At 70.3% G+C, this 11,179-nt stretch carries 10 protein-coding genes; 5 read left to right on the top strand and 5 right to left on the bottom strand.

Going from position 1 to position 11,179, the window contains the following annotated elements; all coding sequences use genetic code 11:
• Positions 1-2 precede the first annotated feature (2 nt).
• From ABH923_RS16595 to ABH923_RS16580, 4 genes are all read right to left on the bottom strand, one after another.
• Positions 3-1,262, bottom strand: coding sequence for an LCP family protein (locus ABH923_RS16595; RefSeq protein WP_370056495.1), 1,260 nt, complete (start codon positions 1,260-1,262; stop codon positions 3-5).
• A 163-nt stretch (positions 1,263-1,425) separates the two neighbouring features.
• Positions 1,426-2,940: a glycerol kinase GlpK gene (gene glpK, locus ABH923_RS16590; RefSeq protein WP_370056494.1), complete on the bottom strand. Its 1,515-nt coding sequence runs from the start codon at positions 2,938-2,940 to the stop codon at positions 1,426-1,428.
• A gap of 72 nt (positions 2,941-3,012) precedes the next feature.
• A complete protein-coding gene (locus tag ABH923_RS16585) occupies positions 3,013-3,792 on the bottom strand; it encodes an MIP/aquaporin family protein (RefSeq protein ID WP_370056493.1) in 780 nt (259 codons plus the stop codon).
• Positions 3,793-3,920: 128 nt separating this feature from the next.
• Positions 3,921-5,660: a glycerol-3-phosphate dehydrogenase/oxidase gene (locus ABH923_RS16580; protein ID WP_370056492.1), complete on the bottom strand. Its 1,740-nt coding sequence runs from the start codon at positions 5,658-5,660 to the stop codon at positions 3,921-3,923.
• 137 nt (positions 5,661-5,797) lie between these two features.
• Here ABH923_RS16580 and ABH923_RS16575 point away from each other — a divergent pair, with 137 nt between their 5' ends.
• The 5 genes from ABH923_RS16575 to ribH all read left to right on the top strand — a co-directional run bounded on the left by ABH923_RS16575 (position 5,798) and on the right by ribH (position 10,641).
• A complete protein-coding gene (locus ABH923_RS16575; RefSeq protein ID WP_370056491.1) occupies positions 5,798-6,805 on the top strand; it encodes a sugar-binding transcriptional regulator in 1,008 nt (335 codons plus the stop codon).
• 371 nt (positions 6,806-7,176) lie between these two features.
• Complete coding sequence (gene ribD / locus ABH923_RS16570) at positions 7,177-8,184, top strand: bifunctional diaminohydroxyphosphoribosylaminopyrimidine deaminase/5-amino-6-(5-phosphoribosylamino)uracil reductase RibD (protein ID WP_370056490.1); 1,008 nt, start codon at positions 7,177-7,179, stop codon at positions 8,182-8,184.
• A 2-nt stretch (positions 8,185-8,186) separates the two neighbouring features.
• Entirely contained in the window at positions 8,187-8,876 is a 690-nt protein-coding gene (locus ABH923_RS16565; RefSeq protein ID WP_370056489.1) for a riboflavin synthase, read from the top strand.
• The gene (gene ribA, locus ABH923_RS16560; protein ID WP_370056488.1) at positions 8,873-10,168 is read left to right on the top strand and encodes a GTP cyclohydrolase II; all 1,296 of its coding nucleotides are present in this window, start codon (positions 8,873-8,875) and stop codon (positions 10,166-10,168) included. Before ABH923_RS16565 ends, ribA begins: the two co-directional genes overlap by 4 nt.
• Positions 10,165-10,641 carry a 6,7-dimethyl-8-ribityllumazine synthase gene (gene ribH / locus ABH923_RS16555; RefSeq protein WP_370056487.1) on the top strand — a complete coding sequence of 159 codons (477 nt, stop codon included), beginning with the start codon at positions 10,165-10,167 and terminating at the stop codon, positions 10,639-10,641. The genes ribA and ribH overlap by 4 nt, the downstream gene beginning before the upstream one ends.
• A gap of 16 nt (positions 10,642-10,657) precedes the next feature.
• On the opposite strand, the gene ABH923_RS16550 is transcribed toward ribH, so the two are convergent.
• Positions 10,658-11,104, bottom strand: a complete 447-nt coding sequence (locus ABH923_RS16550) for a DUF2269 family protein (protein ID WP_370056486.1) — start codon at positions 11,102-11,104, stop codon at positions 10,658-10,660.
• Between the last annotated feature and the right edge of the window lie 75 nt (positions 11,105-11,179).

The raw sequence follows: 11,179 nt of genomic DNA, 5'->3' as shown, positions 1-11,179 counted from the left end.
GCTTAGTTGCCCTTGGTGCAGGTCTGCTGCGCGGCCGTCTGACCGGTGACGTCCGACGGGAGGCTGACCGCCGAGGAGGTCGGGGCCGGGGTGCTTCCGCTCGAGGTGCTTCCGCTCGCGGCACTCGACGTCGCGCTCGGCGCGGGCGTCCCGGCCGTGCTCGGCGTGCTCGACGGCGACGGCGACGGGGTGGCCGACTCCGTTCCGTTGCCCGTCGTTCCGGTGAGCTGGACCGGGGTGTCGTTGGCGAGCGCCTGCTTGAGGGCGTCCACGCCGGTCGGCTCGGGGACGACGCGGTTGACGTTCGCGGGGTCCGTCATCGCCGGGTACTGGAGGAACACGAAGTCGCTCAGCGGCACGCTCTTCAGCGCGAGCCCGATGGAGACAAGCGTCGTCGGCGACGAGAGCGTGTCCGAGAGGGTGAGGTTGGAGGTCGCGGCCTTCGCCAGCGTGAAGAGCGTGAGCGGATTGCTCAGCACGCCCGCGCTCGTCACCGTGCGCAGCAGCGATGAGAGGAACAACTGCTGGTTGCTGATCCGGCCGAGGTCGCTGCCGTCGCCGACGCCGTGACGGCTGCGGACGAAGGCGAGGGCCTGGGAGCCGACCAGGGTCTGCTGGCCGGCCGGCAGGTCGAGGCCGACATACGGGTCCTTCAGCGGCGTCGCGAGGCAGACGGGGACGCCGCCGACGGCGTTGGACATCGCCGAGACGCCGTCGAAGCTGATCTCGGCCGCGTACGGGATGCTGAGGCCGGTGAGCGCCTCCGCCGTGAGGACGACGCAGGAGAGGCCGCCCGTCGACAGCGTGGTGTTGAACTGCGCGCTGTCCTGCGGCGACGTGGAGCCGCCACCCGAGGTCGGGCAGGAGGGGATCGGCACCATCAGGTCGCGCGGGATGCTGATGACCGTGGCGTGCTGGTGATCCGCCGAGAGGTGCAGGATCATCGTGACGTCGTTGTTTCCGGCGCCCGAGCTGCCGGCGAGCTCCTGCGAGCTGGAGAACTGGCCGCCCTGGCCGGTGCGGGTGTCCGTGCCCGCGAGGAGGATGTTGACCGCGCCGGACTCCGCGCCGACACTGGGCACGGTGACGGCCTTGCCGGCCGCGGAGACGAGGTGGATGGACGGCTTCAGCGACCGGACGGTGTCCTGCACGGCGTACGCGCCCACAGCGCCCGCGGAGATGACGAACACGGCCACGGCGGCGGCGAGCAGTCGCGTGACGGGTCCGCGCGCTCGGCGCCTCGGCAGACGGCCGTGGCGCACCGGAAGTGGCCTTTCGACCGAAGAATGCCTCATCCTTCCACGGTAGGGGTGCAGTCTGCGCGAAACCTTTCCCGCAGGTGAGGAATCTGCAAGGATCCACACGCACCACGCACGAGCGCCGCCCGGCGGGAGCCGGACGGCGCTCGGTGGCACTGCGCAGGGATTACTTCACGTCGTCGTCGACCCAGTCGAACGTCTTCGTGACGGCCTTCTTCCAGAGGCGGAGCTGGCGGTCGCGCTCTGCGGCCTCCATCTTCGGCTCCCAGCGGCTGTCCTCCTGCCAGTTCTTGCGCAGGTCGTCCAGGTCGCTCCAGAAGCCGACCGCGAGGCCGGCCGCGTAGGCGGCGCCGAGGGCGGTGGTCTCCGCGACGACCGGACGGACGACCGGCACGCCGAGGATGTCGGCCTGGAACTGCATGAGGGTGTTGTTGGCGATCATGCCGCCGTCCACCTTCAGCTCCTGCAGGTCGACACCGGAGTCGGCGTTGACCGCGTCCAGCACCTCGCGGGTCTGGAAGGCCGTGGCCTCCAGGACGGCGCGGGCGATGTGGCCCTTGTTGACGTAGCGCGTGAGGCCCACGAGGGCGCCGCGCGCGTCCGAACGCCAGTACGGCGCGAACAGGCCGGAGAACGCCGGCACGAAGTACGCACCGCCGTTGTCCTCCACGGTCTTCGCCAGGTCCTCGATCTCGGGGGCGCTGGAGATGATGCCGAGGTTGTCGCGCAGCCACTGCACCAGCGAACCGGTGACGGCGATCGAGCCCTCCAGGGCGTAGTGCGGCTTGTCGTCGCCCAGCTTGTAGCCGAGCGTCGTCAGGAGGCCGTTCTTGGAGTGGACGATCTCCTCACCCGTGTTGAAGATGAGGAAGTTGCCGGTGCCGTAGGTGTTCTTGGACTCGCCCGGATCGAACGCGGCCTGGCCGAAGGTGGCCGCCTGCTGGTCGCCGAGGATGCCCGCGACGGGCACCTCGCGCAGCAGGCTGGACGCCTCCACCGTGCCGTAGACCTCGGAGGAGGCCTTGATCTCCGGGAGCATCGACTTCGGGACGCCGAACGCCTCGAGGATGTCGTCGCGCCAGGAGAGGGTCTCCAGGTCCATGAACATCGTGCGGGAGGCGTTGGTCACGTCGGTCGCGTGCACGCCGCCGTCGGGACCGCCGGTCAGGTTCCAGAGCACCCAGGCGTCGGTGTTGCCGAACAGCAGGTCGCCCCGCTCGGCGCGCTCGCGCGCGCCCTCGACGTTCTCGAGGATCCAGGTGATCTTGGTGCCGGAGAAGTAGGTCGCCAGCGGGAGGCCGACATCCTGCTTGAAGCGCTCGACCCCGCCGTCCGCGGCGAGGCGGTCGACGATCGGCTGCGTGCGGGTGTCCTGCCAGACGATGGCGTTGTAGACGGGCTCGCCGGTGTTCTTGTCCCACACCACCGCGGTCTCGCGCTGGTTGGTGATGCCCACGGCCGCGATGTCGTGGCGGGTGAGGTCTGCCTTGGACAGCGCCTGGCCGATGACCTCGCGCGTGTTGTTCCAGATCTCGACCGGGTTGTGCTCGACCCATCCCGCCTTCGGGAAGATCTGCTCGTGCTCGAGCTGTCCGCTCGACACGATCGACCCGGACTTGTCGAAGATGATCGCTCGGGTGCTCGTGGTGCCCTGGTCGATAGCGACGACGTAGTCGGCCATACGTAACTCCTTTGTTTGGGGGGTGGGACTGAAGAGGGCCGGTCGGGGTCTCCCCCGGCCGGCCCCCGGGTGTTACTTGGTGAGGATGGGGAGCAGCAGCAGTGCGAGCCAGCCGGCCAGCAGACCGCCGACGATCGGCCCGACGACCGGGATCCAGGAGTAGGACCAGTCGCTCGGGCCCTTGTCCTTGATGGGCAGGACCGCGTGAGCGATGCGCGGGCCGAGGTCACGCGCAGGGTTGATCGCGTACCCCGTCGGACCACCGAGGCTGGCGCCGATGCCGGTCACCAGGAGAGCGACGGGCAGGGCGCCGAGGGCGGCGAGGCCCGCCGCGGTGCCGGGCTGGTGGCCGAAGGCGATCACGACGAACACCAGCACGAACGTGCCGACGACCTCGGTGACGAGGTTCCAGCCGTAGCTGCGGATCGCCGGGCCGGTGGAGAACACGCCGAGCTTGTTGCCCGGGTCCGGCTCCTCGTCGAAGTGCTTCTTGTACGCCAGGAACGTGATGCACGCGCCGATGAACGCTCCGATGAGCTGAGCGACGATGTACAGCAGCACTGTCACGAAGTTGACCGGCACCAGAGTGTGCGCGGCGGCGCTTCCGAACGCCTTGGCTCCGTTGGCGACCAGACCGAGCGTCACTGCGGGGTTCAGGTGTGCGCCCGAGTTGTAGGCGATGTTGACACCAGCGAAGACCGCAATGCCCCAGCCGAAGTTCACCATCAGGAACCCGCCGTTGAAGCCCTTGTTCCTGATCAGGGCGACGTTCGCGACGACACCGGTACCGAGAAGCACCAGCATTGCCGTTCCGCACAACTCTGACAGGAAATCAATACCGATATTGTCCACGTTGACCTTCCAGTTGTTCAGTTGACCCGCACCCTGTCGTGCGATGAGGTGGCTCTCGCCAGGGGGCGTTCGAACGCTATTGCGGTCGGGTCCGCCTGGGCAAGGACCGTTCTATGCACGTTCGTGCATTATCGGAGCGCCGCGGCTTCGCTCCCGTCCCCCGACGTCAGGTTCACCCGGTGGGCGGCTGCCAGTTCCGCTTGGAACGCATCTTCCTCCTCCGAACGCCGATTTGGCGACCATGCGAGCGCGTTTGCGACGATTTCGCCGACCTCGCGGACCAGCGGGATCGAGACCGATCCGGTGAACGCGAGGCTGGTGCGACGGAGGAACACGTCGGAGAGGTGCGCGACCCGCTCGGTGCGCACGAGGTGGTCGAGCTCGGCGCGGGAATACTCCGGCGCCGCGGCGAGCGGGGCGTCGGCGCCCTCCCAGGCCGTGATCGCGTCGATGACGGCTGCGGCCTTGGTGCCGTAGCGGTGCAGCAGCGTGCTCGCGCGGGCGGCGCCCACGTCGGCGCCGTAGCGGGCCACCCAGTCGCGCTCGGCCTGCGGGGTGGTCGGGAAGCCGGCGCCGCCGCCGATCGGCAGGCCGAGGGTGGCGACCGTGCGGGGCATGCCGAGGGCCTCCAGCGTCTCGTTCGCGAGGTGCTCGCTGAGCGCACGGAACGTCGTCCACTTGCCTCCGACGAGGCTGAGCACGGTGGTGTCGCCGAGGGCGGCGATCGTGCCGGGCACGATGCGGTAGTCGCGGGAGACGAAACCGGGCGCGGTGTCGTCGTGGTGCGGCAGCGGGCGCACGCCGGAGAAGCTGTAGACGATCTGCTCGCGGGTGACCGGGATCGTTGGGAAAACGTGCGAGACCAGCTCGACGAAGTAGTCGATCTCCTCCTCGGTGCACACCGCGGGGACCGCCAGGTCGGCTTCGAGGTCGGTCGTGCCGACCATGACCTTGCCCTTCAGCGGGTAGATGAGGACGATGCGGCCGTCGTTGTTCTCGAAGAAGATCTCGCGGCCGTCGCAGGCCTCCAGCAGCTCCGGGTTGTCGAGCACGATGTGCGAGCCCTTGGTGCCGCCCATGAACTGCGTCGGCCGGCCCAGGGCCGCGTTGGTGAGGTCGGTCCAGGGGCCGGACGCGTTGACGACCACGTCGGCGGTGATGGTGAACTCGTCGCCGGTCTCCCGGTCGCGCACCAGCACGCCGCCGTCCTGCGCCCCGATGGCCTCCAGGTAGTTGGCTGCACGGGCGTGCGGGCCCGCGGCCAGTCCGTCGGCGAGGACGTCGAGCGCGAGCCGCTCCGGGTCGTGCACCGAGGCGTCGAAGTAGGTGGCCGTGTACTTCAGGCCCGGGTTGAGCTTCGGGAGGGTCTCGAGCGACTTCCGGCGGCCGTGGAAGCTGTGCCGCGGCACACTGCCGCCCTCGCGGGAGAACGTGTCGTAGATCGTCAGTCCCGTCTTGATCAGGAACGCGCCGCGCTCCTTCGGCTTGCCCTGCTTGTGGGTGAGGAAGCGCAGCGGCGCGGCGAGGATGCCCGAGAAGGTGGAGTAGATCGGGATGGTCGTCTGCAGCGGCTTGACGTAGTGCGGCGCGATCTTCAGGAGGCCGTTGCGCTCGGTCACCGACTCCTTGACCAGCCGGAACTCGCCATTCTCCAGGTAGCGGATGCCGCCGTGGATCATGTGACTGGAGGCCGCGGAGGCGCCGGACACGAAGTCGTTGCGCTCCACGAGCACCACGTCGACGCCCTGCAGGGCGAGGTCGCGGAACGTGCCGAGCCCGTTGATGCCGCCGCCTACGACGACGACCTGCGCGCTCGGGCGCTCGCGCAGCTGCTGGATCTCGGGGCGGACATTCGACTTCGTCGTCACGGTGACTCCTGGAACTTCTACTGAACGGCGGTGGGTTTCGCTATAGTCTTCGATGCCGGCACAACTTCGATCAAGCCGGATGCACATACGTGCAGCGCCACCTCCAGCACCACCCGAACCCGGAAGGCGGTCCCCGAATGTCCGCGCCCGACACCCAGAACCTCCCCGAGAAGGTCCGCGACGCCCTCAAGGCGGGCCACCTCTACTACATGCAGGATCTGACGATGGAGGCCATCGCCCACGAGATGCACACCTCGCGGTCCAGCGTCTCCCGGCTCCTCTCCTATGCGCGCGCGTCCGGGCTGGTCACCATCCAGATCGCCCAGCCGCACGAGGGCGCAACGCGCGTGCAGCAGGACCTGCACGCCCGCTACGGCATCGGAGCGCACATCGTCCCGATGCCGAGCGCGATCAGCGACGTGGACCGGCTGGAGCGCGTCGCCATCTCGGCTGCACGGATTCTCGACCGCTTCATCGACTCCAACACCACGGTCGGGGTCGCCTGGGGCTCGACGATGAGCGCGCTGAGCAGGCACCTGATCCCGAAGGATCTGCACAACGTGGAGTTCGTGCAGCTCAACGGGGCGGGCAACACCTATACGACGGGCGTGCTCTACGCGTCGGAGATCCTGCGCCGGTTCGGCGACACCTACTCCGGGACGATCCAGGAGTTCCCGGTGCCTGCGCTGTTCGACGACCCGCAGACCAAGCAGGCGATGTGGCGCGAGCGCAGCACCCGGCGCATCCTCGACATCCAGGAGCGGATGGACGTGGCGCTGTTCGGTCTGGGCTCCCCGTTCTCGGAGGTGCGCTCGCACGTCTACGCGGGCGGCTACCTCGACGCGGACGACTACGCGTCGCTGGACGCGTCCCGGGTCGTCGGCGACGTCGCCACCGTGTTCTTCCGCGAGGACGGCAGCCACCACGGCATCCCGCTGAACGAGCGGGCCAGCGGACCGGACATCGACCTCATCAAGCGCGTGCCGCGCCGGGTGTGCATCGTGTCCGGGCCGTCGAAGGTGCACAGCCTGCGCGGCGCGTTGGCGGCCGGGCTGATCACCGACCTGATCGTGGACGAGGGCACCGCCCGCGCGCTGGCCGATGTGTCGGAGCCGGCGGAGGACGTCGAGCACGCCGCAGCCTGAGGTCCCCGCAGCCGGACGTCCCCGCAGCCTGACGTCACAGTGCGGCGGGAATAGTTCGCGCGATCAAGCGTTGATCTAGACTCGACAACAGAAGAACGTGCTCCGGGGTCGGTGAGAGTCCGAACCGGCGGTGACAGTCCGCGAGCGGGAGGCGAGAGCCCCCTGCCGAGCCGGTGGAATTCCGGCACCGACGGTAATGCGTACAGGCGACAGCCTGGGCGCTCAGTCCGGATGGGAGGCGCACGTCGGCGGTCGGTGACGACCGTCGCGAACGCGGGCTTTCCGCTTCAGTGACCCCGGCACCACGTCTCGACGGCAACGAGAGACAGGACGACGCCCGGATGACCCGGACTGGAGATTGGGAAGCCGCGATGCGCACCGCGCTGCGGCTCGCCGAGGGCGGCCCGGCCACCGGCGTGAACCCGCGCGTGGGCTGCGTGATCCTCGACGCCGAGGGCGGCACCATCGCGGAAGGCTTCCACCGGGGCGCAGGCACCGCGCACGCGGAGGTCGACGCGCTCAGCAGCCTCCCCGAGGGCGGCGCGCGCGGCGCGACCGCCGTCGTGACCCTGGAGCCGTGCAACCACTGGGGTCTCACCGGGCCGTGCTCGGAGGCGCTGATCGCCGCCGGGGTCGCCCGCGTCGTGTACGCGGTCGCCGACCCCGGCCGCCACTCCAGCGGAGGGGCCGAGCGACTCAGGGAGGCCGGCGTCGAGGTGATCGGCGGTGTGCTCGCCGACGAGGCGGAGCGCTTCCTCGGCGACTGGCTGACGGCAGCACGCCTCGGCCGGCCGCACATCACGGTCAAGTGGGCCAGCACCTTGGACGGCCGGACGGCCGCAGCCGACGGCACCAGCAGGTGGATCACCGGCGCCGCCGCCCGGCAGCGGGTGCACGAGCAGCGGGAGGCCTCCGACGCGATCGTCGTCGGCACCGGCACCGTCCTCGCCGACGACCCCAGCCTGACCGCGCGCGGCGACGCCGGCGAGCTGCTCGCCACGCAGCCGACGCCCGTCGTCGTCGGGACGCGCGCCGTGCCGAAGGACGCCGCGGTGTTCCGGCACCCGCACCCCGTGATCTTCGAGGGCACCCACGACCTGCGCGAGGTCGTCGCGGACCTCCACCAGCGCGGCTTCCGCCGGGTCTACGTGGAGGGCGGCCCGACCCTCGCGAGCGCGTTCGTCGCCGCGGGACTCGTGGACGAGTACGCCATCTACCTCGCGCCGTCGCTGCTCGGCGGCCCCAAGCTCGCGCTCGGCGACATCGGCGCGGAGACCATCGGCGACCAGCGCAAGCTGCGCATCCTCGACGTCGAACGACTCGGCGTCGATCTGTACCTGCGGGCCGTGCCCGTCCCGACCACCCACCAGGAGGCGTGAGCGTGTTCACCGGAATCATCGAAGAGCTGGGCGAGGTCGTCGCCGTCGAGCGCGACGCCGACGCGATGCGGATCACCGTGCGCGGCCCGCTCGCCGTCAGCGACGCCGGGCACGGCGACTCCATCTCGGTCAGCGGCGTCTGCCTCACCGTGATCGGCCAGGACGCCGAGACGTTCACGGCCGATGTGATGGCCATGACGCTCGCGATGAGCACGCTCGACGACGTCGCGCCCGGCCGGCGGGTGAACCTTGAGCGCGCGGCGCAGGTCGGCGACCGGCTCGGCGGCCACATCGTCCAGGGCCACATCGACGGCACCGCGACCGTGCTCTCCATCGAGGACGGCAGCGCCTGGCGCGTGGTCCGGCTCAGCCTCGACCCGGCCCACGCTCCGCTGGTCGCGCGCAAGGGCTCCATCGCCATCGACGGCGTCTCGCTGACCGTGAGCGACGTCGGCGGCGGCCGCGAGGACGGCTGGTTCGAGGTCTCGCTCATCCCGGAGACCCTCACCGCCACCACGCTCGGCGACCGCGTCCCCGGCGACCGCGTGAACATCGAGACCGACATCCTCGCCCGGCACGTCGAGCGCATGCTCGCGCTCGAGCCCGACTTCACCGCCCGCTTCTCCCCCGAAACCGCCGACACCGCCGACACCCCCGACACCCGCACGCTGACAGAACGGAGTGCGTCATGACGCTCGCCACCATCCCCGAGGCCCTCACCGAGCTGCGCGCCGGCCGGCCCGTCATCGTGGTCGACAACGAGAGCCGCGAGAACGAGGGCGATGTCGTCATCGCCGCCGAGCTCGCCAGCCAGGAGTGGATCGCCTGGACCGTGCGCAACTCCTCCGGCTTCATCTGCGCGCCGATGACGAACGAGATCGCCGACCGTCTCGAGCTTCCGGTGATGGTCGCGAACAACGAGGACGCCCGCGGCACGAACTACACGGTGAGCGTGGACGCCGCCAACCGGCTCTCCACCGGCATCAGCGCCGCCGACCGCGCGCACACCCTGCGCGTGCTGGCCGACGCCGAGTCGACGCCCGCCAGCCTCCACCGCCCCGGCCACATCATGCCGCTGCGCGCAGTGGATGGCGGCGTGCGCGAGCGCGACGGCCACACCGAGGCCGCGGTCGACCTGCTGAAGCTCGCCGGCCTGAACCCGGTTGGCGCCATCTCCGAGATCGTCGCGGACGACGGCGAGATGATGCGCCTCCCCGGCCTCCTGGAGCTCGGCGAGCGCGAAGGCGTGCTGGTGATCACCATCGAGGCGCTGATCGCGTACCTGCAGGAGTTCCACTGCGACCAGCAGCTCGCCTCCCCCGCGCCCATCCCGGAGTCGTCGCGGGTGATCTTCGAGGTCGAGACGACCGTCCCCACCACGAACGGCACGTTCCGCATGCGCGCGTACCGCGACCGGATGACCGGCGCCGACCACGTCGCCATCGTCTCGGGATCGCCCGCCGCCGAGGGCACGCTCATCCGGGTGCACTCGGAGTGCCTGACCGGCGAGGCGTTCGGCTCGCTGAAGTGCGAGTGCGGACCGCAGCTCGACGCGGCGCTCGCCACCATCCAGCGGGAGGGCGGCGTCGTCGTCTACCTGCGCGGGCACGAGGGCCGCGGCATCGGCCTGATCAACAAGCTGCGCGCCTACAAGCTCCAGGAGGACGGCCTCGACACGCTCGACGCCAACCTGGCGCTGGGCCTGCCGATCGACGCGCGCGACTACGGGGCGGCGACGGCCATCCTGCAGGACCTCGGCATCGACTCGGTGCGACTGCTGACCAACAACCCCGAGAAGGTGCGCCAGCTCGAGGAGCACGGCATCACGGTCGAGGAGCGCGTGCCGCTCGTCGTCGGCGTCGGCGTGTTCAACGAGGGCTACCTGGAGACCAAGCGCGACCGCATGGGTCACGTGATCGACGAGATCGACCCGGACGACGAGCCGGGCGCAGCCGCCGTGGCGGCGGAGAGGACAGCACGATGAGCGGAGCCGGAGCACCGAACGCGACCGAGGCCGTCGACGGGAGCGGCCTGCGGGTCGTCATCGTCGCCGGCACCTGGCACGAGCAGATCACCGACGGGCTGATCGCGGGAGCGACCCGGACGCTGGAGGCCGCGGGAGCGGACTTCTCGCTCGTCCGCGTGCCCGGCAGCTTCGAGCTCCCCGTCGTCAGCAAGGCGGCGCTGGAGTCCGGCGCCGACGCGGTGGTCGCGCTCGGCGTGATCATCCGCGGCGGCACCCCGCACTTCGAGTACGTCTCGGCGGCGGCCACCGACGGCCTCACCCGGGTGGCGCTCGACACCGGCAAGCCGGTCGGCTTCGGCGTGCTCACGCTGGACGACGAGGCGCAGGGCATCGACCGCGCCGGCCTCCCCGGGTCCAAGGAGGACAAGGGCGAGGAGGCCGCGCACGCGGCGCTCGCGACGGCGATCGCGCTGCGGGAGCTGCGCGCGTAGGGGTCGCCGGCGGAGGCTACGGCTTCCAGACCATGAGCACGACCACGGCGACCAGCAGCAGGCTGGCGACGCCGGAGCCGGCGGCGATGGCCGGGTATGCCGTGGCCTCGCCGCCTTGCGCGGTGTCGGCGGCCTGGAGCGCCTCCGCGGCGCGGCGCATGGTCGGCACGACGAGGAACAGCGTCAGCCCGAGGGCGATCACGTAGAGGACGATCGACCACAGGATCCACGGCGTCACGATGCTGAGGTCGTACTTCTTGTCGGCCAGCCCCATGACGCCGAAACCGAAGAAGACCACGAGCAGCGACAGCAGCGAGATCAGGTTGGTCGACTTGGCGAGCACCGCCACCTGGCTCGCGTTGCCCGCACGCACCGCGCGCATCGCCGTCATCGGCAGGATGGCCATCGGCCCCACGATGAACACAGCGGACACGACGTGCAGAACGGCGAAGAGGGTTTCCATGCCCTCAGCCTATCGAGCGGTGCGGGTGCCCCGATTCGGCTGGGCCACGCGGGCGGCATAGGGTGAATGGGACGC

The sequence above is a fragment of the Leifsonia sp. EB41 genome (assembly GCF_041262565.1).
Taxonomy (GTDB): Bacteria; Actinomycetota; Actinomycetes; order Actinomycetales; family Microbacteriaceae; genus Leifsonia.
Note: the sequence above shows the minus strand (reverse complement) of the source record. Positions and strands in the feature narration are given on the sequence as shown.

Coding starts and splice junctions, on each gene's coding strand:
- ribH (WP_370056487.1), top strand. CDS start 10,165: ATGAGCGGAGCCGGAGCACCGAACGCGACCGAGGCCGTCGACGGGAGC.
- ABH923_RS16550 (WP_370056486.1), bottom strand. CDS start 11,104: ATGGAAACCCTCTTCGCCGTTCTGCACGTCGTGTCCGCTGTGTTCATC.
- ABH923_RS16575 (WP_370056491.1), top strand. CDS start 5,798: ATGTCCGCGCCCGACACCCAGAACCTCCCCGAGAAGGTCCGCGACGCC.
- ribA (WP_370056488.1), top strand. CDS start 8,873: ATGACGCTCGCCACCATCCCCGAGGCCCTCACCGAGCTGCGCGCCGGC.
- ribD (WP_370056490.1), top strand. CDS start 7,177: ATGCGCACCGCGCTGCGGCTCGCCGAGGGCGGCCCGGCCACCGGCGTG.
- glpK (WP_370056494.1), bottom strand. CDS start 2,940: ATGGCCGACTACGTCGTCGCTATCGACCAGGGCACCACGAGCACCCGA.